This is a genomic window from Bacteroides sp., from assembly GCF_030151085.1.
In the GTDB taxonomy this organism is placed as follows: Bacteria; Bacteroidota; Bacteroidia; order Bacteroidales; family Bacteroidaceae; genus Bacteroides.
Genome location: NZ_JASLER010000084.1, coordinates 81,538 through 106,672, shown reverse-complemented (window position 1 = coordinate 106,672; position 25,135 = coordinate 81,538). Strand labels below are relative to the sequence as shown.

Sequence of the window (25,135 nt, the reverse complement as noted above, 5' to 3'; positions counted from 1 at the left end):
ACTGATATTCAGCAGATGTATATAATATTATTGTATACTTGCTGTACTTTTTTTGTAGTTCATGTTTGCCTCCCCTACTTTTGCCTCAAGGAAAAATATCTATTAACCAATTAACTTTAGATTTATTACATGGAACATTTAACAAGAAATGTTTTCCGCACAACTTTAATGCTATTAATGTTTTTATTTGGAGTGGCTACTGTTAACGCCCAAACTCCCAAAAGCGTTAAGGGTATTGTTGTAGACAAGGAAAACAACTCCGTTATCGGAGCGAGCGTCTTACAAAAAGGAACTACTAATGGGGTAGTTACTGACATTGATGGTAACTTTGTGTTAGCAATGCAAGGCAATGCGCCAAGTGTTATCATCATCTCGTATTTGGGCATGAAAGTTCAGGAAATCAATGTGACAAAGGCTGATCTTGGGCGCATTATACTTGCGGAAGATGCCGAACTGTTGGACGAAGTAGTAGTTGTGAGCTACGGTAAGCAGTCAAAAAGATTGATTACCGGATCTGTTCAATCAGTAAAAGCCACTGAATTGGCAGACATGCCTGTAGCACAATTGTCTCAAAAGCTACAAGGCAAATTGGCAGGTGTACAAATCAACCAAATCACCGGTATCCCCGGACAAGGTATGCAAATTCGCGTACGTGGTCAAGCATCTATCTCGGCAGGAAGTGATCCGCTGATTGTCGTTGATGGCTTTCCTATCAATTCTGATCTTGCTAACATCAATCCCGATGAAATTGAAACTATTTCCATTCTGAAAGATGCTTCCGCTTCTTCACTCTATGGTTCGCGTGCCGCCAATGGTGTAGTACTGATTACAACCAAACGTGCAAAAACCGGTTCTTCCTCACTCAGCGTCTCCGCTTACATGGGTGTACAGCAAATTCCCAGTGAACTTAAACCGGACATGATGAATGCCCGTGAGTTCGCACAATTCAAGAAAGAAATTGCCGAAGAGAACGGTTGGGATGTACCTGATATGTTTAAGAACCCTGAACAATATGGTAAAGGAACAGACTGGATGGACGTTATCACGCGGTCGGCCTTAATGCAGAACTACTCCATCAACTACACTACTTCTACTGAAAAGTTCAGTACTTCGGCTATTGCCGGTTACATGAAACAAGAAGGTGTATTGCTCAATTCAGATTACGACCGCCTTTCATTGCGCATCAACTCTGATTATAAGTTCAATAATAAAGTAAAGATAGGCTTCAACTTTGCCGGTTCATTAACGACCAATAATACGCCCAACAGTGACGGTACGTGGTATGACTCCCCTAGTGTCATCCAAGGTGCATTGCTCACTTCACCGCTTGCGCCATGGAAGAACGAAGACGGCACAATACCTATCAATGCCGATGATTGGTCCGGTCATAGTTATGGCGCTTCCGCCGGACCGAACTGGTACAATCAAGTACAAATCGTTAAAAATACGGGAAAGAACATCAATGCTACTGCCAATGCTTTTCTGGAGTATGAGCCAATCAAAGGTTTATTCCTGAAGACCAGCCTCAACGGCGAGATATTGAGTTCGGTGGGAGACGCATTTACTCCTTCAACCGCCGGTGGTATATTCAATCCGGGTAGTGAAACGGATGCTTCACGTATCTCTGGTAGTCATAGCAACAACTATACATACTCATGGCTATGGGAAAACACTGCTAATTATTCTTTCAACTTATTCGAAGACCACAACTTCGATGCATTGGCAGGTTGGACTGCACAAAAGGCACACACAGAGACTGGTGTAATGTACGGAAAAGATTATGCGGACAACACCATCCAAACTCTTAACGCCGCCAAGACCATTACAGGTTCCACTGACATTCAATCGTGGACATTGCTTTCATTCGTGGCTCGTCTGAACTATAACTACAAGCATAAGTATTTGCTTTCATTATCTTATCGTACAGATGGTTCCTCTAAATTCGGTGTAGACAACCGTTGGGGAGGATTCCCTTCTGCCTCAATAGGATGGATTGTCTCAGAAGAAAAGTTCATGAAAGCCATTAAGCCTATTTCTTACATGAAACTGAGAGCCAGCTACGGTGTGGTAGGTAATAATAATGTAGGTAATTACACCCAATATGCATCCATGGTCAACACTAACGCCGTCATCAACAACCAGTACCTGAGCGGCAAAAGCCTGGGAGGTTTCAATAACGCAATGTTAGGTTGGGAAAACACCAAGGAATGGGACTTAGGCGTAGACTTCGGTTTCCTTAACGGTCGTATTAACTTCAGCTACGATTACTATCACAAGACAACAGAAGACTTACTCTACAACGTAGAATTACCCATATCATCGGGATTCACCAACTTCAACACCAATATTGGCAAACTCGCATTTTGGGGACATGAATTCATGGTAAGCACACAAAACTTTATTGGAACTTTCAAGTGGAATACCGATTTCAATATCGCTTTCAATGATAATAAAGTGCTGGCACTAGGTACTGCAAATGCCACCCTTTATGGCGATAATACCATCAATGAAGTAGGGCAACGTATCGGGCAACTCTGGGGACTGATTCAAGACGGTGTATACTGGAACCAAGAAGACTTTGACAACTCACCCAAGTATATCGGTGCACAAGTGGGTACTATCAAATACAAAGATATGGATGGAAGCAAGGATATCACCAACGATGAGCGAGACAAACGCCCCATCGGACGCACATCACCGGTTGCAACTTTGGGTATGACAAATACTTTCAGCTATCGCAACTTTGATCTTTCCATTGTGATGTCAGGAGCCTTCGGTCATAAAATGTACAATAACATGGAACGGTTTGTTACTAACCTCGACGGTTCGTTCAACGTATTAAGAGAAGTGAACGATCGCTGGCGTTCAGAAGACAATCCGGGCAGTGGAAAACACGGCAAGGTGATTTCGGGTACAACCGGCCAGGAAAGAGACTGGTTCAGCACCAACTTTGTATATGATGCGAGTTACCTCACAATTAAAAATATAACATTGGGCTATACCGTGCCATTGAAAAAGTCTGCTGCTATTAAGAACATGCGTGTCTACGGCAGCATACAGCAAGCTTTGGTTATTACAGGTTATCCGGGCAATAACCCCGAAGCATCGGCATCAGGTGGCGTATCGGCAGGTATCGACCACACAAGATATCCCGTTCCAAGAACCTTTACCTTGGGTATAAACTTAAACTTCTAATCAAATAATACTTCAAGTGATATGAAAACAAAAACAATATTACTCGCACTTCTTACTGGTTTTACAATCAGTTCGTGTAGCGATTTCCTTACGCAACTACCAGAAACCAGCGTACCCAAAGAAAACTTCTATAAAACAGAAGCCGACTTTGCGCAAGCAAACATAGGTATCTATCAAATGTTACGTACCATTTATGGAGCCGGTGCCGCCAATTATGGTTCATGGATGATGGGGGAGATGCGTTCTGACAACACAACTTATCTATATAATCTGGAAAATCGTGGATATGCAGATAGAGAATATATAGCTCTTTTCACCGATGATGCTAATGGAGGCGCTGTTAGTAATAAGTACAACAATACGTATTACATGATTCAGCGAGCTAATCAGGTTATCCAATATATTGAGGATGCCAATATCAGCGAAAGTGCCTATAAGAATTATAAAGGACAAGCTCTCTTCCTTCGTGCACTCGGCTATTTCGACCTTGTACAATATTTTGGCGGAGTTCCGTTGATTACTGTTGCCCCTACGTCTTACGGGCAGACTATGGTCCCTCGTAATTCTGCAGACGAAGTTTATGCACAGGTTATTGCCGATGCCACCGAAGCAGCCAACATACTACCACCCGCAGCCGAACAACAAAAAGGCTATGCTTCACAAGGATCTGCAAACACTTTGTTGGGTAATGTATATATCGTGTTGAAAAGATGGTCTGATGCCGAGACCGCACTCAAGAAAGTGACTGGGTATAGCTTGGTAAACAACTACGCTGCTATTTATGATCCAAACAATAAAAACAATGAAGAATCTATCTTCGAGATTCAATATTGGGACGACCAAGCAGCCGGTCAACAGAGTGATTTTGCTTACAATTTCCTGCCAATACTCTCTAACCCCGGACTGGTAGAGGGCTTCCCGGATGGCAATACAAATAACTACGCAGGTTGGAACATACCTACTCCAGAAATGATTGCCGCTTACGAAATAGGTGACAAGCGCAAGGAAGCATCCATCGGTTTTTTTACCGGAGATCCTGCTCACAACTATATTGACTTCCCTTATGTCAAAAAGTATGTGCACGGTGCCGTACAGGCAGGTTACTGTAATGATAACTGGCCGGTATATCGTTATGCCGAAGTATTGCTTTTCCTTGCCGAGGCACTCAACGAACAAAATAATCCTGAAGCACTGGGTTACCTCAACCAGGTACATGCTCATTCACGCACAGGTTTGTCACCTATTACTACTACTGATCAAGCTGAACTGAGAGAACTCATTCAGAAAGAACGTCGTGTGGAGCTGGCATTTGAGAATAAACGTTGGCCGGACTTAGTACGTACAGGTAAAGCCATAGAGGTTATGACTGAATTTGGTAAAAGGTTCAAGGCAGACCCTACAAAGTACTACTACCCTAAAAATGTTTTCCCGGCCAAGGAGGCCTTTACAGTGACTAAAGATCGCTTGTTATTTCCCATACCGCAGCGTGAGATTCGTCTGAATCCGGACATTATGAAACAGAACCCAGGTTACTAATTAGTCAAATGTGGGATATGTACTCATATCCCACATTTTAATATCTTTTATCCATGGAACGACGTACCTTTCTAAAGATTATATCATCCGCAGGCATAGTGAGTCTGGTTAGTCCCGCCTTTGCAATAGAAACTTGTAGAAACCTATCATCTGCCTCCTCCACTACACTTTCGGAATCTACCTTCCTAAATCCACCTTTCTCATCGGGAGTATATACCTGGTGGCACTGGATGAATGGCAATATAACCAAAGAAGGAATAACCCGCGACCTTGAAGCCATGAAAGCAAACGGCATTGCAGGTTATCAACTTTTTGAAGCAGGAAGCGGCATACCAGTCGGTTCGGTAGAATCACTTAGTAACGAATGGATAGACCTCATTCTGCATACACTCAAGGAATCAGAGAGATTAGGTCTGGAGTTCGCAATGCATAACTGCCCTGGCTGGTCATCCAGCGGTGGTCCGTGGATTACTCCGGATAAAGCCATGCAAAAGATTACATGGAGTGAGACAAAACTAACAGGAGGCAGAGAGATTAGCCTGCAATTATCTATTCCTGAACATCTATTCAATTATTACATAGATACCTACTGCTTGGCAATTCCTGCAAATACTGGGGTTGTATCGAGATCATCCGTCATAGACCTCACGAATCAACTCAAAAAGGATGGCATTCTGAAATGGAATGCTCCTACCGGTGAGTGGTTAATTCTACGTTTTGGCCAGACAGCCAAAGATCAAAAGAATCATTCAGCTCCCACTAAAGCGACCGGATTGGATTGTGACAAATTCAGCACCGAAGCATTAGATTATCACCTGGATTGTATGTTCAAGAAACTAATGCCAACAATGCAGAAAATAGCTAAGCATTCCAAAGTTGGCTTACTCATTGATAGTTATGAAATGGGTGATCAAGATTGGACACGTGATATGCCAGATTATTTCGAGCAAAAGCGTGGATATTCTCTGTGGTCATTCTTGCCTGCATTAGCAAATAAAACCATAGAAAGCAAAGAAAGCACACAACGCTTCCTATTCGACTTCCGTCGTACTCAGGCAGACATGTTTGCGGACCGTTATTACTCTCACTTTCAAAAGCGCTGTAAGGAGAAAGGAATCATCACCTATACCGAGCCTTATGGCGGCAGCATGATGGAAGAACTTCAAGTAGCCCAACGGCTCGATATTAATATGGGAGAATTCTGGTGCGGTCAAACAGTACTTTGGCCCAATTTCCTACTCAACCGTACCGTTAAGCAAGTGGCATCCGTAGCACATACTCTCGGAGGAAATGTGGTAGGTGCCGAAGCCTTTACATCTGAGCCCGATTCTGACAAATGGCTACTATACCCATACGCTTTAAAGTCATTAGGGGATTTTATGTTTACCAAGGGACTTAGTAGAATTTATTTCCATCGCTACGCCCACCAACCACATCCAACTGCTGCACCCGGAATGACAATGGGTCCTTGGGGATTGCACTTTGACCGCACCAACACATGGTGGAAACCCGGGAAAGTATGGATTGATTATTTGAACCGCTGCCAACATATATTCCAGTGTTCCACTTTCTATGGCGATATTCTTTATCATAGCGGTGACAACACTTTTGGTACTACCATTGAGCCGGAACAGACTCCATTGGCCCCTCCTGCAGGATATGACTACGATATCATTAATACCGAAATACTCAAGAAAGCGCATATCAGGAATAAAAAGATAGTTCTTCCTGCTACACGCTTTGAAGGATACAAACTTTTGGTTTTACTCCAGTCGGAAGCAATGTCGCTTGAGACTCTGCGAACGATAACCCGGTTAGTAGAAGACGGCATGGCGCTCATAGGTCAGAAGCCACAACATACACTTGGACTGCTTGATGGAGATAACGAAAACGAATTCAAGACATTGGTAAACCTAGTCTGGCAACATTCAAATGTGTATCAAACTGAAGATTTACAAAACGTGCTTACCCAACTGAGCCTGTCGCCGGATTTCAGCTACCATTCCACAAACGCAAATACAGCTATTCATGCAGTTCATTACCAACAAGAGGAAACAGACATCTACTTTGTTGCAAATCGCAAACGAACGTATGAAAAAGGAACGGCACATTTCCGCATAAAAGGTTATATTCCTGAACTTTGGAATCCATATACCAGTGAAATACAACACTGCCCGGTTTATAGAATCGACAATGAAGGTATAAGCATATCACTCAATCTTGCTCCTGCCGAATCCATGTTCATCGTTTTCAGGGAAAAGTACAAGCATCAAACGTGGACCGACATAAAGTACAATGGCATATCTCTGTATCCAACACCCGAAACGTCATTGGCGGAAACTCCCATCTCAACAAATTTCAGTATAACCTGTTGGATTAAACCCGAGGCAGACATCGCTTTGACGGAAGAGCAAGAGTTTGGCAGTATAAGTACCAGATGTTTCGCCATCTATCCATCGAACGGTGAGAGACGATACGGGAAAGGACATAGTATCGTCGGATTATCCGTTGGTCGAAACGGAGTTGTCGTATACGAACGGACTGCACTCAACAAAGCGGTCTACAGACAAGTTATGCCATTATCGGGGTGGACACACTTGGCCCTTGTGTACAAAGATAATACACCACACCTATGGATAAACAGCCAATATATTTCAGCAGGAACACCCTCAAACAGCACTGTGCACATAGAAACGAACATTTCAGATCATCTGGGCAAAGCTGACGCTTATGAAGGTGAACTATGCAACCTATGCATTCATCCATTTGCTATAAGCCAATCAGATATTACTGATAATCATCAAAAAGGGATACCTGAACCATCTCTACAGAACGAAACAACGATTTCATGGTTACCCGATTACCGGTTTATAGCATGGGAAGCGGGTGTTTACGAACTAACTTCAACACACACAAACCTACAAAAATATATCGATAATCTTCCTGCTTCCATACCTTTAAAAGGAACTTGGACAGTCCGGTTCCCTAAGAATATGGGAGCTCCTGAAGAGATTACCCTAACGAATTTACATTCATTGCACTTGGAAAAGGACTTTGGTGTACGCCACTTTTCAGGCACGATGACCTATCTCTATTCGCTATCTTTGGACGATTTATACTTGCAAGATAATCTCCGCCTTCGTTTGGATTTGGGCAGGGTGGAAGTGATTGCCGAAGTACGGGTGAATGGTAGTATTGCCGACACCTGCTGGGCACCGCCTTATACCACTGATATACAACATCTGTTGCATAAAGGAGATAATGAAATCGAAGTTCGTGTTACCAACTTATGGGTTAACCGCCTGATTGGCGATGAACACTTGCCTAAAGAAAACACCTACAATTACCAGCCTGTTTCGGATAAATTCTCAACTTTATACAATGGTGGTATTGAAAAGCTACCCGACTGGTATGTACAAGGCAAACCCAAACCTCTAAGTGGCAGAATAGCATTTACCACTTGGAAGCATTATGATAAAACATCGCCACTCGTAGAATCAGGCCTGCTAGGACCGGTAGTATTAAAAGTGGGAAAAATAGAAAACATAAAAATTAGTGAATCATGAAGAACTGTATTTTATTCATCTTAAGTTTAATATTCCTCACTGCTTGTTCAAGTGAAAAATCCCTCTCTACTTGGTCGGATAAGGATTTTCTGAAAACAGATGGGAAACTCATCCGGAACAATCATGGTAAAGGGGATACTGTCTTACTGAAAGGAATCAATCTTGGTGGTTGGCTGTTACGTGAAGGATGGATGGATCCTATCGGATTTGATTATACAAGTACCGAAGAAACATTGGATGACTACACCTCACGCCAGATCATGATGGAACGCTTCGGCGAACAGGTAACCGATGAAATGTTGGATATATATCAAAAAATATATATTCAAGCATCCGATTTGGATGTTATCCAATCATTAGGACTAAACTTCGTGCGTGTGCCTTTCTACTGGCAGGAGGTGATGAACCCACGGGGAGAGATCAAGACTTATGGTTTCGACCAACTTGATTGGGTAATCGAAGAATCCAAAAAGCGTGGAATGTATGTTATCATCGACCTACACGGTGCACCAGGCGGACACTCCGACGGTTACCTCACCGGCGGACAATCCGGTTCTAACCTGTTATGGACCAATCCTACCTATCAGCAATGGACAGAGACTATTTGGAAAACAATTGCCAAGCGCTATAAAGAAGAGCCTGCTGTACTTGGTTACGATCTTCTCAATGAGCCCGTAGCATCCAAAGAGAGTAATCTTTCTATCATAGACATGTACGATAGACTATATAAAGCAGTGAGAGCCATTGATCCAGATCATATTATCTTGATGGGAGCCTTTTATAACTTTGAATTTCTATGCAATCCTGCCGACAAAGGTTGGACAAATGTCGTTTACCAGACACATCCTTATGGAGCGGATAATCGTGACAATAAAGAAGTACAAAAGGAATTTATGACGGGACAACTGGCATATCTGAAGAAGTTTCGTGACGAATGGAATGTACCTGTTTACGCAGGCGAATACAACCTCTGGATTCATTACGACCTTTGGGAAACATGGATGACTTCTCTTACAGAAGAGAATATCATGTGGAGTAGCTGGACATATAAGAATATCGAATGCTCTCCAATAAATAATTGGGGCATATACATATGTAATGAGAACCCTAAACCCGATGTCCGCCACGACGAGCAGGAGGAAATTATTAAGAAATGGCAGATGTTCAGTTCGTCTCACTATAAGAAGAATGACGAGCTCTACAAGATAATACAAAAATGTGCAATGAAATGAGAGACTATTTGAATATGAATAATTATCGGCTATTATTGGGCTTAATCACCCTACTTTACCTTGTCCCGGCTTCGGCACAACAAAAAGTCCCACAATTAGGATCCTCATCTATAGATGAAGTGGTGCGGGCAATGACGTTGGAAGAAAGGATCACATTACTCATTGGTGGCGAGATGGGTGGAAAAGCAACAACTATCGGTGCTACGGGAGTAACCCAAAACCTTGTTCCCGGAGCAGCCGGCACAACGCATGCTATCCCCAGATTGGGCATCCCCTCTATTGTGCTGGCCGACGGACCTGCCGGTTTACGTATTCAGCCAATGCGAGACAATGACTCCGCCACCTATTACTGCACTGCATTCCCCATAGCCACCTTGCTGGCTTCAACCTGGAACACCGAACTGGTGGAACAAGTGGGACAAGCCATCGGCCAGGAAGTAAAAGAGTACGGAATAGATATTTTACTTGCCCCTGCACTCAACATCCAGCGCGACCCACTCTGCGGGCGTAATTTTGAGTACTACTCCGAAGACCCTTTCCTTTCCGGAAAGATAGCTACATCCATGGTTCGCGGAGTACAAAGCCACGGAGTAGGCACTAGCATGAAGCACTTTGCCGCCAACAATCAGGAAACCAATCGCATGGCAACCAACGCCATCATTAGTGAACGGGCGCTACGTGAGATTTATCTCAAAGGCTTCGAAGCAGTGGTTCGTGAAGCACAACCCTGGACAGTGATGACTTCATACAACTACATCAACGGCATTTATGCCTCGCAAAGCCGCGAACTCCTGACGGACATCTTACGAGAAGAATGGGGATTCAAAGGTTTGGTAGTAACCGATTGGTTCGGCGGACAAGATGCAGCGGCACAGATGCATGCAGGCAATGACCTGCTTATGCCGGGACGCCCCAACCAATACGACGACATACTGGCAGCCGTGAAAAATGGCAGACTGAGCGAAGAGGATATAAATACGAACGTCTGCCGTATGCTGCAACTGATACTCGCTTCTCCCCGTTTCAAGAAATATCCTTTCAGCAACCAACCCGATTTGAAAGCTCATGCAACCATAACCCGCCAATCAGCGACCGAAGGAATGGTATTACTCGAAAACAAGTTGCAGACTCTGCCACTTGCCGCTTCGGTGCATAACATCGCTGCTTTCGGCACAACTTCCTACGACTTCATTGCCGGAGGATCGGGTGCGGGCGATGTTCACGAGGCTTATACAGTATCACTGGTAGAGGGTCTTTCCAATGCAGGCTATCATCTTGACAAAGCAGTCTCCAGTTGGTATAAACAATATATGGCCGAAGAATCCGTAAGGATGAAACCACAAGGTACAAATCCTCACTTAGCATTCTTCAATCATCCGCGTATAGGTGAAAGCGTTCCGCAAAAAGAACTATTGGAGAAGAGTGCAAAAACATCCGATATGGCCATTATCACCATCGGACGCAATGCCGGGGAATATGTAGACCGCAAGGTAGAAAATGACTTCCAGCTCACTGCCGAAGAAAGAGCCCTCATGCAAAATGTGTGTCTGGCTTTTCATGATGCAGGCAAGAAAGTAGTGGTTATTCTTAATGTATGTGGTGTTGTAGAAACTGCTTCATGGAAATCACTCCCCGACGCCATCTTGCTGGCTTGGCAAGCAGGACAAGAAGGTGGTAATTCGGTTGCGGATATTCTGAAAGGTAATATCAATCCGTCAGGCAAGCTGCCAATGACCTTCCCGTTACAATACATGGATGTTCCTTCGTCTGCCAACTTCCCTTATAATTATGAGGCCGATCCCGAGCAAATAATAAACTCCATCTTTACCAACCGCGGATTAAAACATGAACTGCGCAATGTCGATTATACCGAATATGCCGAAGATATTTTTGTAGGCTACCGCTACTTCGACACCTACCATAAAGCAGTCTCCTATCCCTTTGGATATGGATTATCCTATACTCAATTCAGCTTTGGAGAGCCTGTTGTTCAGCAAACAAAGGAAGGCTACACAGTCTCAGTTGAAATTACCAACAAAGGACAAAGAGCCGGAAAAGAGGTGGTGCAACTCTATGCCAAGGCGCCTAAAGGTTCCCTCACTAAACCGGAGAAGGAACTGAAAGCTTTTGCCAAAACCAAACTGCTACAACCCGGAGAGACGCAAACAATATTATTGATATTAAAAACTGTCGATCTAGCCTCGTACGATGAAGGCAAACATGCATGGGTCGCAGATACAGGTTGTTATCAATTGAAGATAGGCAATTCTGTTGCCAACATTACATGTAGTTCCGAAATAGTAATTCCATAAATATTCTATCATGAGAAAAATATACTTCCTGCTGATACTGTACTGGGCAGCATCAATGAACGCTATGACCTCCATTTCCAATCTTCGCGTGCAAGGCATCAAAGAACCCCTTGTTATCGAAGATGCCCGCCCCCTATTTAGTTGGCAAATACTCTCGGATCTTACCGGACAAGAGCAAAAAGCTTATCAGATTATCGTCACCCGCGAAAGCGATAACCGCATGGTATGGAATAGCGGAAAAGTAGAATCGGGTATCTCAAACAACATTAAATATCTTGGTTTGGCGTTACAACCAGAAACCGGATATTCATGGGAAGTAACTGTTTGGGATGTAAACAATAAAGCCTATACAGAAGCATCCCGCTTTGAAACCGGACTGATGAATCCAACGATTGCAGCATGGGAAGGGGCGCAGTTCATCGGCTCGAAGGCTATTTCACTGGATGCCGCTTCGCACAACTATTTTGAGATCTCCACCAAGTTTCAGTTGCAAAAAGGCAATAAAGCTTCTCTTATTCTGGGAGCAAACGATTTCCGGTTGGCAGATGCTTTTCAGAACCCTGATAACCTGGCAGGAGAGAACTATGTCCGTGTGGAAATAGACCTTTCAGGAGTAGGCAGCCCACAAGGAGCAATATTAAATATCTATCGTGTAGGTTATGCTAAGAACGACCGGGCTGATAGCCCTTTTATCAGCCTTTCGGCAGCCAACTTTCCACAAACCAATATCAATGAAATCTTCACAAGCGAAAACAAAGGAGCAGAGCATACATTTTCGCTCTTTATTGAAAACAGCAACATCTATTTCGTTATTGATAATAAAGACGTATTGAGCGTTCCCACACAATATCATGCTTTCTCCTCGGGTTTCTCAGTAGGTAATTCGAACCTGAAAGTACGCAACGCCACACGTTTTCAAATAGGTCCCTGGGGGAATACACACGACTATAACACATTACCCAATCTCTGCTCGGTAGGTTTTGCCGCCATGCCCGAATGTGAAGTGGTATATACTGACTATCAAATAAAAAACTGCGGACACAGCATAAGTAACATTGCTTTCGATGAAAGACACTACGCCGCTTTCAAAGAAATACCAAACACGAAAGTGCTCGGCAACAAGATTGTAGTCAGCAACCCTGCAAGTAAAGCAACAATAGGTTACGCCGACCCCAGTCATGGAGCGTTGACCATGCTACGATCTACCTTCAACCTGACCAAGAAAATAAAGAAAGCCAAACTATATGCCACAGCAATGGGTGCTTATGAAATGTTTATCAATGGTAAACGTATAGGTGAAGATTGGTTTGCTCCCGGCGATAGTCAGTTCAGAGAGATTCTAGGGTATCATGCTTACGATGTAACGAACTTGGTAGATAACGGAATGAACTGTATAGCCGCACAACTCAATCCGGCATGGTACATCGGCTATATGACATTCACTATCAGCAACTTCAACTTCTTTGGTGATAACGAAGCTCTATTGGCTAAATTAGTCATTACTTATGAGGATGGCAGCAAACAAGTAATTGTTTCTAATCCGAATTCTTGGAAAGCATACAATGACGGTCCTGTACGTTATGGTAGTTTCTTCAATGGTGAACGCTATGACGCCAACAAGGAAACCGGTATCATAGGTTGGAATACCACAGCCTTTAAGGATGAAGAATGGAAGAAAGCCGATCCCATAGCGTGGCGCGATTGGATTCATTTCGACATCCATGCACGTTACGATTCGCCAGTGAAAGTACGTGAAACTCTTACAGCCATCAAGCAAATGCCTGCACATAGCAGAGACCAATATACCTACATTTATAATATGGGAGTCAACATGGTGGGTGTTCCCTCTATCAGTATTCCTGCAGGGTGGTTGAAAGCAGGTGACACTGTCATTCTCCGTTATGCAGAACAACTCTATCCCGGTTTTAAGGGAGACGAAAAGTATTATATCGATACTTACGGAAGTAAAGGCAAAAATATAGCAGGCAGACCACTTTACGAAACGCTACGCGCCGCATTGGTCACTGATTTCTATACTGCCAAAAACAGTGATGCGGTAGTTATACAGCCCAGCACAACTTACCGTGGTTATCAATACATTCAAATCACCCTCCCCAGCCACAAAGGTGCTTTACCCCTCGAAAACATAAAAGGTCTGGTACTTTCGTCCGATGAAATATCGACCGGTACTTACGAAGCAACCACCAGTGACGGAAATAAAACAGCCGGACTGGTCAACCAACTATTCAAAAATATCCAACGCAGCCAGCTTGGTAACTTCTTCACCATTCCTACCGACTGCCCGCAACGCAACGAGCGCATGGGATGGACCGGTGACGCCCAAGCTTACACACGAACCGCCACTTACAACTCGGATGTAATGAACTTCTTCCGCCAATGGATGATGTCTCTCCGTGCCGATCAGGGAATTGGAAGCGCTACAGAAGCACCGGGCGGTATAGGCAGCACCGTGCCAACTTACAATCAAACGGATGACACCAACTTTGCCGACGGCACCACTTGGGGAGCAGCTATTTGTATGGTTCCCTGGCAACTTTACAGTCAATATGGCAATACACAAATCATAGAAGAAAACATCGAACCGATGATGAACTGGCTCAATGGTATGGATTTTTATGATTTCAGTGAAACCTATCCGCATCTTTCAGACAAAACAACCGGATTGGCCGACTGGCTGGCAATGGACGAACGAACTCCGGCTGATCTGGTGAACAATGCCATTTATATCTACATGATGGAACTCACAGCCCGAATGGCAGATGCTATCGGTAGGGCAGATTATGCTGACATCCTCCGCAAACGTCATGCGCTAGCAAAAGCCGAATGGAACAAGGCTTATGTAAATCCTGAAACCGGCAAAACAAAAGCTGTTGACGGCACTCTTATCCATTCACAGTCCTCGTATGCCACCCCACTCAGTTTCAACTGCTTCGATGCAGTGAACCAGCCTAAGGCAGAGGCTTATTTGGCTGAACTTGCCGCTAATCCGTCGGCAAGCGGTTTGGGCGAGAAGAAGTTCCCTGCATATACAATTACCACCGGTTTTTCGGGCACACCCAACATTCTTCCCGCCCTCAGCCGAAGTGGACGCACAGAGCAAGCATTCCGCATGTTTACATGCACCGATTTCACATCGTGGCTCTATCCCGTAACCAAAGGAGCTACTTCCATTTGGGAACGATGGAACGGTTACGAGGTAGCATTTGGCGAGAAGAACGAAAACCACATGAATTCCTTCAACCACTTTGCTTTAGGTGCTGTAGGGCAATGGATGTACGAATACCAACTGGGTATTACCGGAGGGGAACAAGGGTACAAGCATTTCATTCTTCAACCGAGTGCCGGAGCAAACTACACCTCTTTATCCGGTAGCTACAACTCTAATTATGGAATTATACGCAGCGCCTGGACTGCCGACGGGCGAGGTACAATGCTGAGTTACAAGGCAACCGTACCAGCCAATACAACAGCCACACTCTTTCTACCCGTTACTCTGTCAACAGACAAATTTGACTCAGCACCAGGTGTGAAGTTTATCAGAAAAACAACTCACTTCAATGTTGCAGTTGCTGAATATGAGTTAACAGCCGGTTCCTTTGAGTTCAATATAGAGGAAGGAAAAAGTGTCACAATCAGAAATTGAAAGGAAAATGACCTTACCCATTGTATACATTAGGAAAGTTGCGTAACTTTGTCACAACATGAAGACAATTACCATTACAGACCCTGCCCAGATTGAGGAAATTATTCGCAAATGTCCTTACTGCACGGTTGGAATTACCGACCGTGAGGGCAACCCCTATTTAGTGCCTATGAACTTCGCTTATTGTGAAGGAGTCATTTACCTGCATTCAGGCCCCGAAGGGGGTAAAGTAGAAATGGTTACACACCATCCGCAAGTCTGCATCAACTTCTGCGAAGGACACGAGCTGGTATATATGCACCGGCAAGTGGCATGCAGCTACAGCATGAAGTCGCGCAGCGTCACCTGCCGCGGCAAAGTGCGCTTCATCGAAGATATGGACGAAAAGCGACGGATACTCGATATACTAATGAAACAATATACCGAGAATGAATGCGGATATGCCGAACCGGCCGTACGCAATGTGAAAATATGGGAAGTACGGGTAGAGGAAATGAGTTGCCTATCCTTCGGACTACGACCTAGTGAACTCTAAGCTTTTTGCCGCATCTCCTAACCACTTTCCTTGCGACAATTAAGTCGTTCCGATGCCACGTTTTATTCTTTCCACCGTGGAGATAGTTTCTCATGGTGGAAAGAATAAAACGTGGCATTCTTATCTCTTAAACCATACGAGTACGATGATTAGCTTTCGCAAGATCAATACCTACTGATTACAGCGGATATTCCTCAAACGCATAGAGCAGTGTCGAGAGATATCGCTCCCCTGTATCCGGCAATAATACAACAATCGTTTTACCTTCATTCTCGGGCAGCCTAGCCAATCGGGTAGCAGCGCTGACGGCAGCGCCCGAAGAAATGCCCACAAGTAAGCCTTCATCTTTTGCCAATTCACGACCTGCACGAATGGCATCGTCATTGGATACCTGCAAGATTTCATCTACTACGGCACTATTGTAATTCTTAGGGATAAAGCCCGCACCGATACCCTGAATTTTGTGCGGACTTGGTTTTCCACCCGAAAGAACGGGAGAAGCCTCCGGTTCTACAGCAACAATTTTCACCTTCGGATTAAGTTTCTTCAAAGCAGCTCCTACCCCGCTCACTGTTCCGCCGGTACCTACACCAGCAACAAAGATATCCACCTGCCCATCCGTATCACGCCATATCTCCTGCCCGGTAGTACGCTCGTGAATAGCGGGATTGGCGGGGTTATCAAATTGTTGCAGAATCAGTGAGCCGGGATGAGCCGCTTTCAGTTCTTCTGCACGGGCGATGGCGCCTTTCATGCCATCGGCACCCGGAGTTAAGATAAGTTCTGCGCCCAAGGCTTTTAAAAGATTACGACGTTCCAGGCTCATAGTGTCGGGCATAGTCAGTATTAGTTTATAACCTTTGGAGGCGGCTACAAAGGCAAGTCCCACACCGGTATTGCCGCTAGTGGGTTCTATGATGACAACGCCGGGTTTCAGTAGTCCTTTCGCTTCGGCATCTTCTATCAAGGCAAGAGCGATGCGATCTTTCACGCTACCGGCGGGGTTGAAATATTCCAACTTGGCTATGACATGGGCTTTCAGTTCCTTCTTTGCGTTATAATTGTTAAGCTCCAACAGAGGAGTATTGCCTACTAAATCAGTAAGGCGTTTTGCTATTTTCTTCATAACTTATATGGTTTTTAAATTTACTATTTTCTGATACGACAAAAGTAGCATGAAATTAGTTCAGGGAAAATACCATAAATATGGTAAATCCATACTATAAATGAGGGATATGTAGGATATTTGACGACTATTTTATACCTTTGTAGCCACTTTAAAAAACTTAAGGATATCATAAATGAGTCCACTCAACTTTACCCACATCTTGACACAGGCAGTCGATGAGCTATCGGAAAGCGAATCTTATAAAGGACTGTTTCACCAGCACACGGATGGCAACCCGCTGCCTTCGGCCAAAGCCTTATGCGACATCATCGAACTGGCACGTGCCATCATCTTCCCCGGATATTTTGGAAATTCTACGGTCAACAGTCGTACAGTGACTTATCATATCGGTGTTAATGTTGAACGTTTATTCGACTTACTAACTGAGCAAATCCTTGCCGGACTCTGTTTCGGCAGCGATGGCGAATGCAGAAGCTGCACAGAGATGCAACGGGAAGAAGCTGCATTGCTCGCCGCCAAATTCATCAGCCACTTGCCCGCCATGAGACGCATTCTTGCTACAGATGTGGAAGCGGCCTACAACGGTGACCCCGCTGCTCATTCGTTCGGGGAGGTTATCAGCTGTTACCCTGCTATTCGAGCCATCAGTAATTATCGAATTGCACATGAGTTGCTCCGTTTGGGAGTTCCTCTTATTCCACGCATCATTTCCGAAATGGCTCACAGCGAAACCGGAATTGATATACATCCGGGTGCTGAAATCGGAAGTCATTTTACCATCGACCATGGTACAGGTGTGGTAATTGGCGAAACTTGTATCATCGGCAATCATGTGAAGTTGTATCAGGGAGTAACATTAGGTGCCAAGAGTTTCCCGCTAGATCAGGACGGAAAGCCGATAAAAGGTATTCCACGCCATCCGATATTGGAGGATAATGTCATTATCTACTCCAATGCCACCATATTGGGACGCATCGTCATAGGACGTGACGCAACCGTGGGAGGTAATATCTGGGTAACAGAAGACGTACCTGCCGGAGCAAGAATCGTGCAGACAAAAGCAAAGAAATAGAGAATATTAGTAAATAGTCAAATAGTAAATTATTAAATGAGCGAACAACCATTTGAAATGATTGCCAAAACCTTCCAAGGATTGGAAGAGGTACTGGCACAAGAACTAACCTCACTAGGAGCCAATGACATTGAAATAGGACGTCGTATGGTGTCTTTCAGTGGTGACAAAGAAATGATGTACAAAGCAAACTTCTGCCTGCGTACTGCCATCCGTATCCTGAAACCCATCAAGCATTTCAAAGCCAAAGACGCTGATGAAGTTTACGAGCAGATTAAAGCCATCCACTGGGAAGATTATTTAGATACTGATAGAACCTTTGCAATCGATGCTGTGGTATTCAGTGAAGAGTTCCGCCATTCCAAGTTCGTCTCTTACAAAGTGAAAGACGCTATTGTGGACTATTTCCGCGAGAAATATGAAAAGCGTCCCTCCGTTCGCATCAGCAAGCCGGATGTATTGTTGAACATCCATATTGCAGAAACGAAATGTACGCTCTCGCTCGACTCTTCGGGTGAATCACTGCATCGCCGCGGTTATCGCCAGGAAGCAGTAGAAGCACCTTTGAACGAAGTACTGGCAGCAGGTATGATTTTGATGACCGGTTGGAAGGGTGAATGTGATTTGATAGATCCGATGTGTGGTTCAGGTACTATCCCTGTTGAAGCCGCTCTGATTGCCCGTAATATCTCTCCGGGAGTATTCCGCAAGGAGTTCGCTTTCGAGAAATGGATTGATTTCGATCAGGACTTGTTCGACACAATCTACAATGACGATAGCCAGGAACGTGAATTCGAACATAAGATATATGGTTATGACAATAGCCCGAAAGCAAACGAAATAGCCATAAATAATATAAAAGCAGCAGGCGTCAGCAAAGATGTAGTACTTAAATTACAGCCTTTCCAGCAGTTTGAACAGCCGGCTAAAAAGTCCATCATCATTATGAATCCACCATACGGAGAACGTATTTCAACAAACGATTTGTTGGGTTTGTACTCCATGATAGGTGAACGCTTGAAACATGCTTTTACAGGTAATACTGCCTGGATTCTTTCATATCGCGAAGAATGTTTCGACCAAATCGGTTTAAAACCGACTCAGAAGATCCCTTTGTTTAATGGTGCATTGGAATGTGAATTCCGCCAGTATGAAATCTTTGATGGAAAGTACAAGGAGTTTCGTGACGGAGGAGATGAACTGAATAAGGAACGTAAAGAGTTCAGACCTGCATCGGGCGAACGCGGAGAAAGAGGAGAACGCAGAGAGTTCAGACCCAGAGAACGCCGGGAATTTAACGGAGACCGTAAACCGAGAGAATTCAGCGGTGATCGCAGACCGAGAGAGTTCAAAGATGGTGAAAAGCGTGAATTCAAGCCTAGGGAAAGACGCGAGTTCAAGGATGGCGAGAAGCGCGAATTCAAGCCTCGTGGTGAGTTCCGTAGACCTGCCGATGGCGAACGTAGAGAGTTCAAACCTCGTGAGCGGAGAGAATTCAGTGGTGAGAAACGGGAGTTTGGTGGAGAGCGCAGACCGAAAGCAGAAACTTATCCGGAAAGAAAGAGAAGAGAAGCTGGGAAGAAGGAAGAGGAATAAGGCGAACTAGCCGCAAATTGCGACCAGTTGTTAAGCAAACTTTCTGGCAGTCTGTTTGAGGTCGCAAATTGCGACCTCAAGTAAAATAGCTAATAATCAAAGAGAATGAACGTGAAGAAAATAAATAAAGGTATTGCAGTACTGCTATTGGCAGTGCCCACCCTATTTACAACAAACGTTATGGCACAAGAAACGAAAAAGCCGACTTTGGAAGACCTCATTCCGGGTGGAGATACTTATCGCAAGACCGACAATAAACAGTATCAATGGTATGCCGACGCTGCATGTCTGGAGCTGGGTGCAGAACGTATCGAGGGAACTTGGACCGTGAATGGAGTAGGAGCAAAAGCAGGCAATACGTTCACTGCAATCACCTTGGAAGAAGCCAACAAGTTACTGGAAGAAAAAGGACTTGGCAAGCTCTCCAATTTCTCCAAGACACAATCTCTAAACCAGCAACGCCCCGTAATTGAAGGAATACTGTTACAGATAGATCCGCTTATCTTGGTAAACACCGGGAAGAACCGCGCTATCATCGACTGGAAGAAAAAGGAAATCATCTGGAGCCAACCTATTCCTGAGAAGGCTGCCAATGAGGACTGGAATGAAGTAAGTCGCCACTTAGCCTATACTATAGGCAATAATCTCTACGTAATGACCGATAACGGAAGCATGCTTCAAGTAACCAACGAACCTGAAGGCATCGTTTGCGGACAGTCGGTACATCGCAATGAATTCGGTATCTCCAAAGGAACATTCTGGAGTCCGAAGGGTGATTTACTCGCTTTCTATCGCATGAATGAAAGTATGGTGACACCCTATCCTCTGGTAGACATCACTCAAAGAATTGCGGTAGTCGATAAAGTCCGTTACCCAATGGCGGGCATGCTGAGCCATCAAGTAAAAGTAGGTGTATACAACCCCGCAACGCAAAAGACTGTCTATCTGGATGCAGGAGACCCGAAAGATCGTTACTTCACTAATATCAGTTGGGCACCCGACGGCAAAACTATCTACCTGATAGAATTGAACCGCGACCAGAACCACGCCAAACTATGCCAATACAATGCAGAAACCGGCGAATTGATGGGCGAGATTTACGAAGAAAGACATCCTAAGTATGTAGAACCTCAGCATCCCATCATCTTCCTGCCTTGGGACAGCAGTAAATTCATTTATCAGAGCCAACGCGACGGATACAATCACCTGTATCTTTTCGACGTGAAAACCAACGACATGAAAGGTGAGACATACGGCAGCCAAAACGGAGGAACCTATTTTCAGCGTCAGAACGTGACACAACTGACACAAGGTCCCTGGCTTGTGAAAGATGTGTTAGGCTTCAATACCACAAAGAAAGAAATCATCTTTACCGCTACCAAAGAATCTCCCCTGCAAAGCAATATATATAAGGTAAGCATCAGTAATGGCAAAATCACCCCGTTGGACAACGGCACCGGCGTACACAGCGCACAGCTTTCGGCATCGGGGCATTACCTTATAGACAATTATTCTTCACCGGAGATGCCACGCAGTATCGACCTTATCACCGTAAAGAACGGGAAGAGCATCAACCTGCTGACAGCCAAAGATCAATACGAAGGTCTCACGATGCCCTCCATCGAAGTAGGCACCATCAAGGCTGCTGATGGAAAAACCGATTTATACTACCGCATGGTGAAGCCCGCCGACTTTGACCCTACAAAGAAATATCCCGCTATCATCTATGTGTACGGTGGTCCCAAAGCCCAAATGGTAACGGGCAGTTGGATGTATAACGTCCGTGGTTGGGACATCTACATGGCAAACAAAGGTTACATCATGTTCACCCTCGATAACCGGGGCAGTGATAACCGTGGATTGGAATTTGAGAACGCCACCTTCCGCCAGCTCGGCATCGAAGAGGGCAAAGACCAAGTGAAAGGTGTAGAATTCTTAAAAGCCCAACCTTATATCGACGGTGACCGCATCGGCGTACATGGCTGGAGCTTTGGCGGACACATGACAACGGCATTGATGCTGCGCTACCCCGAAATCTTCAAAGTAGGCGTAGCCGGAGGCCCCGTCATCGACTGGAGTTACTACGAAATAATGTACGGTGAACGCTACATGGACACCCCGGAAAGCAATCCCGATGGCTACCAGCAATCGAACCTGAAGAACCTTGCCGGAAACCTGAAAGGACACCTGCTTATTATACACGACGACCATGACGATACCTGTGTGCCCCAACATACTCTTTCCTTTATGAAAGCCTGTGTAGATGCACGCACCTATCCCGACTTATTTATCTACCCCACGCATAAGCACAACGTAAGCGGACGCGACCGTGTGCATCTGCATGAAAAGATAACACGTTACTTCGAAGACTATTTGAGTAAGTGATTAGTGGTTAGTGATTAGCTAAAGAAACAAAATATAAATATAACAAACCATGAAAGTATTATTATTAGGTTCAGGCGGCCGCGAGCACGCCATGGCATGGAAAATTGCCCAAAGTCCGAAAGTAGAAAAGCTATATATCGCTCCCGGAAATGCCGGAACAAGCGCAGTAGGCGAGAACGTAGCCATCAAAGCTACCGACTTCCCCGCACTGAAAGCCTTCGCTCTTGAGCAGAAGATTGACATGATTGTTGTAGGTCCCGAAGACCCGCTAGTGCAAGGTATTACTAATTCCTTCAAAGGCGATGCTGCATGCAGCCACATCGACATCGTAGGTCCTACCGCCGAAGGTGCACAACTGGAAGGTAGCAAGGAATTTGCCAAGCAGTTCATGGAACGCCACAACATCCCTACCGCCCGTTACAAGAGTGTGACCGCTGCCACACTGCAAGAAGGTTTGGACTTCCTCAAAACCCTCGAAGCTCCATACGTACTGAAAGCTGACGGACTGTGCGCCGGCAAGGGGGTACTTATCCTCCCCACGCTGGAAGAAGCACAACATGAACTGAAAGAAATGCTTAGCGGCATGTTCGGCGACGCCAGTGCAACGGTAGTCATTGAAGAATTCCTCAGCGGCATCGAGTGTTCCGTATTCGTACTTTCGGATGGAAAGAACTATAAAGTACTTCCCGTAGCCAAAGACTACAAGCGCATCGGCGAAGGAGACAAAGGACTCAACACTGGTGGTATGGGTAGCGTTACCCCCGTACCTTTTGCCGATGAAGTGTTTATGGAGAAAGTCCGTACACGCATCATCGAACCTACCATCAACGGTTTGCTGGAAGAAAAAATCGTTTATCAAGGCTTCATCTTCCTGGGACTCATCAACGTGAAGAACGAACCGATGGTTATAGAATACAACGTCCGCATGGGCGACCCGGAAACGGAAAGTGTCATGCTGCGCATCAAGAGCGACTTTGTAGAACTTCTGCAAGGCGCCGCCCAAGGTAATCTCGACCAACGCACAATGGAACTTGACCCGCGTGTAGCAGCCTGCGTTATGCTGGTAAGCGGCGGTTACCCCGAAGCTTACGAGAAAGGCAAGGTTATGACCGGCTTCGAACAAGCTGCCGGAACCGACAGCATCCTGTTCCATGCCGGAACCGCCGAGAAGGACGGCAATATAGTGACCAACGGCGGACGCGTCATTGCCGTATGCTCCTACGGTGAAACCAAAGAAGAAGCGCTTGCCAAGAGCTACCGGGTAGCCGGAATGATAGATTACGACAAGAAATACTTCCGTCGCGACATCGGATTTGATTTATAAATAAAGAACGAGGAATTCTCTATCAGATGCCAAGAAATAAACGATTTCAGAACCAGATTGCGGCGGGTCGCCTGACGCTTCCCATCGCAATCCTTATTTCAGTAGCCTGCTGGATACTGACTGCCGTTCTGTTACCCGACCTGAAAGCTCAACAAGATAACTATCCGCTTTGGAAGTCAATCAGTGACTTCTGTATTCCCACTTGGGCAAGTCGATTTTGCAGTTTTATCTTTTACAGCATCGTCGGTTATTTCCTGATTGAACTGAACAATTCATTTGCTCTGATCCGTATGCGTGCCTCGGTGCAGACAGCTATCTACTTTCTGCTGATATCCGTTTGTCCCAGCATACATCTATTATATGCAGGAGACCTGGCTGCCGTCGCTTTCCTCATTGCCATATTTTTCCTGTTTAAGAGTTACCAGCAGACACGACCGTCAGGTTGTCTGTTCCATGCTTTTGTTTTCCTAGGAATAGGTAGCATACTATTTCCCCAGCTTATGTTTTTTGTGCCCATCTTCTGGATTGGAGCCTATAACTTCCAGTCGCTTCATCCGAAGAGTTTCTTTGCCTCACTGATAGGTTGGAGTCTCCCTTACTGGTTCCTTTTGGGACATGCATTCTATTACGGGCAGATAGAGTTATTTTATCAGCCATTTCAGGAATTAGTGACCTTTACGCCTATCCACTTCAGCTACCAGCCTTGGGAAATGGCAACTATCGGATATCTGTTAGTCCTGTTCATTGCCAGTTCCGGACATTGCCTGGCAGCAGGATACGAAGACAAGATACGCACACGCAGTTACCTGCATTTCCTGATATTCCTGAACTTCTGTATCTTTGTATATATCGGACTACAGCCTGAGCTAGGCGTCCACCTGCTACCTATCTTGCTGATTGGCGTCAGCATCCTTGCAGGACACTTATTTGTATTAACTAATAGCCGTACATCCAACCTATTCTTTATATGTGCACTTGTAGGGCTGTTTCTTTTATTCGGATTTAATATATGGACGCTTTTGTAGACACTCTGATTCAATTGCTGATAGACTGGGGATATCTTGGACTATTCATCTCCGCTTTGTTGGCGGGAAGTATTATTCCGTTCAGCTCCGAGCTGGTGATGATAGCGCTGGTAAAGGTCGGACTAAGCCCCGCACTTTGTGTGCTTGCCGCCACTCTGGGTAATACGATAGGTGGTATGACGTGCTACTACATGGGGCACTTGGGCAAGATAGACTGGATTGAGAAGTATTTCAAGGTCAAAAAAGAGAAGATAGAGAAGATGCAGCATTTCCTGAAAGGGAAAGGTGCATTGATGGCCTTTTTCGCCTTTTTGCCTTTTGTGGGCGAAGCTATCGCCATAGCGCTGGGTTTTATGCGGAGTAACGTACTGCTGACTACCACATCCATGTTTGTAGGAAAGTTAGTACGATACATCCTTATGTTACTGGCGCTGCAAGGGGCAATTTCAGTATTTGTGTAATCATCTCTATATGAGAGCGTTGTTGGATGTATACTTCCAACGCGTTGGACATATAGATGCAGCACGCTGGATATATACTTCCAGACCGTTGGATATATACATC

14 protein-coding genes are annotated in these 25,135 nt (G+C 45.0%); 13 read left to right on the top strand and 1 reads right to left on the bottom strand.

Annotated elements, in window-relative coordinates; translation table 11 throughout:
* The first annotated feature begins 129 nt into the window (after positions 1-129).
* Genes Q1W14_RS17585 through Q1W14_RS17555 form a run of 7 tightly spaced genes read left to right on the top strand, consistent with a single transcriptional unit; the run spans position 130 to position 16,040 of the window.
* Positions 130-3,195, top strand: a complete 3,066-nt coding sequence (locus Q1W14_RS17585; protein ID WP_300703742.1) for a TonB-dependent receptor — start codon at positions 130-132, stop codon at positions 3,193-3,195.
* A gap of 21 nt (positions 3,196-3,216) precedes the next feature.
* Positions 3,217-4,731, top strand: coding sequence for a RagB/SusD family nutrient uptake outer membrane protein (locus tag Q1W14_RS17580; protein ID WP_300703740.1), 1,515 nt, complete (start codon positions 3,217-3,219; stop codon positions 4,729-4,731).
* 53 nt (positions 4,732-4,784) lie between these two features.
* A complete protein-coding gene (locus Q1W14_RS17575) occupies positions 4,785-8,297 on the top strand; it encodes a glycosyl hydrolase (protein ID WP_300703738.1) in 3,513 nt (1,170 codons plus the stop codon).
* Positions 8,294-9,529, top strand: coding sequence for a cellulase family glycosylhydrolase (locus tag Q1W14_RS17570; RefSeq protein WP_300703737.1), 1,236 nt, complete (start codon positions 8,294-8,296; stop codon positions 9,527-9,529). Before Q1W14_RS17575 ends, Q1W14_RS17570 begins: the two co-directional genes overlap by 4 nt.
* Positions 9,526-11,841 (top strand): glycoside hydrolase family 3 N-terminal domain-containing protein, encoded by a 2,316-nt coding sequence (locus Q1W14_RS17565; protein WP_300703735.1) that lies wholly within the window; start codon positions 9,526-9,528, stop codon positions 11,839-11,841. The genes Q1W14_RS17570 and Q1W14_RS17565 overlap by 4 nt, the downstream gene beginning before the upstream one ends.
* A gap of 10 nt (positions 11,842-11,851) precedes the next feature.
* A complete protein-coding gene (locus Q1W14_RS17560; RefSeq protein ID WP_300703733.1) occupies positions 11,852-15,505 on the top strand; it encodes a family 78 glycoside hydrolase catalytic domain in 3,654 nt (1,217 codons plus the stop codon).
* A 58-nt stretch (positions 15,506-15,563) separates the two neighbouring features.
* Positions 15,564-16,040 carry a pyridoxamine 5'-phosphate oxidase family protein gene (locus Q1W14_RS17555; protein WP_300703730.1) on the top strand — a complete coding sequence of 159 codons (477 nt, stop codon included), beginning with the start codon at positions 15,564-15,566 and terminating at the stop codon, positions 16,038-16,040.
* 178 nt (positions 16,041-16,218) lie between these two features.
* Here the strand turns inward: Q1W14_RS17555 and cysK are convergent, their stop codons facing one another.
* A complete protein-coding gene (gene cysK / locus Q1W14_RS17550; RefSeq protein ID WP_300703727.1) occupies positions 16,219-17,166 on the bottom strand; it encodes a cysteine synthase A in 948 nt (315 codons plus the stop codon).
* 175 nt (positions 17,167-17,341) lie between these two features.
* On the opposite strand from cysK, the gene epsC reads away from it, so the two are divergent.
* The 6 genes from epsC to Q1W14_RS17520 all read left to right on the top strand — a co-directional run bounded on the left by epsC (position 17,342) and on the right by Q1W14_RS17520 (position 25,032).
* On the top strand, positions 17,342-18,241 hold the full coding sequence (epsC, locus tag Q1W14_RS17545; protein ID WP_300703725.1) for a serine O-acetyltransferase EpsC: 900 nt from the start codon (positions 17,342-17,344) through the stop codon (positions 18,239-18,241).
* Between the two features lie 36 nt (positions 18,242-18,277).
* Complete coding sequence (locus Q1W14_RS17540; RefSeq protein WP_300703723.1) at positions 18,278-19,837, top strand: THUMP domain-containing protein; 1,560 nt, start codon at positions 18,278-18,280, stop codon at positions 19,835-19,837.
* Positions 19,838-19,942: 105 nt separating this feature from the next.
* The gene (locus tag Q1W14_RS17535) at positions 19,943-22,222 is read left to right on the top strand and encodes a S9 family peptidase (RefSeq protein WP_300703720.1); all 2,280 of its coding nucleotides are present in this window, start codon (positions 19,943-19,945) and stop codon (positions 22,220-22,222) included.
* 49 nt (positions 22,223-22,271) lie between these two features.
* Positions 22,272-23,546 (top strand): phosphoribosylamine--glycine ligase, encoded by a 1,275-nt coding sequence (gene purD, locus Q1W14_RS17530; protein ID WP_300703718.1) that lies wholly within the window; start codon positions 22,272-22,274, stop codon positions 23,544-23,546.
* A gap of 26 nt (positions 23,547-23,572) precedes the next feature.
* Positions 23,573-24,571: a hypothetical protein gene (locus Q1W14_RS17525; protein ID WP_300703716.1), complete on the top strand. Its 999-nt coding sequence runs from the start codon at positions 23,573-23,575 to the stop codon at positions 24,569-24,571.
* The gene (locus tag Q1W14_RS17520; RefSeq protein WP_300703714.1) at positions 24,556-25,032 is read left to right on the top strand and encodes a YqaA family protein; all 477 of its coding nucleotides are present in this window, start codon (positions 24,556-24,558) and stop codon (positions 25,030-25,032) included. The genes Q1W14_RS17525 and Q1W14_RS17520 overlap by 16 nt, the downstream gene beginning before the upstream one ends.
* Positions 25,033-25,135: the final 103 nt, after the last annotated feature.

Excerpts from the sequence above, each read along its gene's own strand:
- epsC (WP_300703725.1), top strand. The coding sequence starts at position 17,342 with ATGAGTCCACTCAACTTTACCCACATCTTGACACAGGCAGTCGATGAG.
- cysK (WP_300703727.1), bottom strand. The coding sequence starts at position 17,166 with ATGAAGAAAATAGCAAAACGCCTTACTGATTTAGTAGGCAATACTCCT.
- Q1W14_RS17580 (WP_300703740.1), top strand. The coding sequence starts at position 3,217 with ATGAAAACAAAAACAATATTACTCGCACTTCTTACTGGTTTTACAATC.
- Q1W14_RS17560 (WP_300703733.1), top strand. The coding sequence starts at position 11,852 with ATGAGAAAAATATACTTCCTGCTGATACTGTACTGGGCAGCATCAATG.
- Q1W14_RS17540 (WP_300703723.1), top strand. The coding sequence starts at position 18,278 with ATGAGCGAACAACCATTTGAAATGATTGCCAAAACCTTCCAAGGATTG.
- purD (WP_300703718.1), top strand. The coding sequence starts at position 22,272 with ATGAAAGTATTATTATTAGGTTCAGGCGGCCGCGAGCACGCCATGGCA.
- Q1W14_RS17570 (WP_300703737.1), top strand. The coding sequence starts at position 8,294 with ATGAAGAACTGTATTTTATTCATCTTAAGTTTAATATTCCTCACTGCT.
- Q1W14_RS17535 (WP_300703720.1), top strand. The coding sequence starts at position 19,943 with ATGAACGTGAAGAAAATAAATAAAGGTATTGCAGTACTGCTATTGGCA.
- Q1W14_RS17585 (WP_300703742.1), top strand. The coding sequence starts at position 130 with ATGGAACATTTAACAAGAAATGTTTTCCGCACAACTTTAATGCTATTA.
- Q1W14_RS17520 (WP_300703714.1), top strand. The coding sequence starts at position 24,556 with ATGGACGCTTTTGTAGACACTCTGATTCAATTGCTGATAGACTGGGGA.
- Q1W14_RS17525 (WP_300703716.1), top strand. The coding sequence starts at position 23,573 with ATGCCAAGAAATAAACGATTTCAGAACCAGATTGCGGCGGGTCGCCTG.
- Q1W14_RS17565 (WP_300703735.1), top strand. The coding sequence starts at position 9,526 with ATGAGAGACTATTTGAATATGAATAATTATCGGCTATTATTGGGCTTA.
- Q1W14_RS17575 (WP_300703738.1), top strand. The coding sequence starts at position 4,785 with ATGGAACGACGTACCTTTCTAAAGATTATATCATCCGCAGGCATAGTG.
- Q1W14_RS17555 (WP_300703730.1), top strand. The coding sequence starts at position 15,564 with ATGAAGACAATTACCATTACAGACCCTGCCCAGATTGAGGAAATTATT.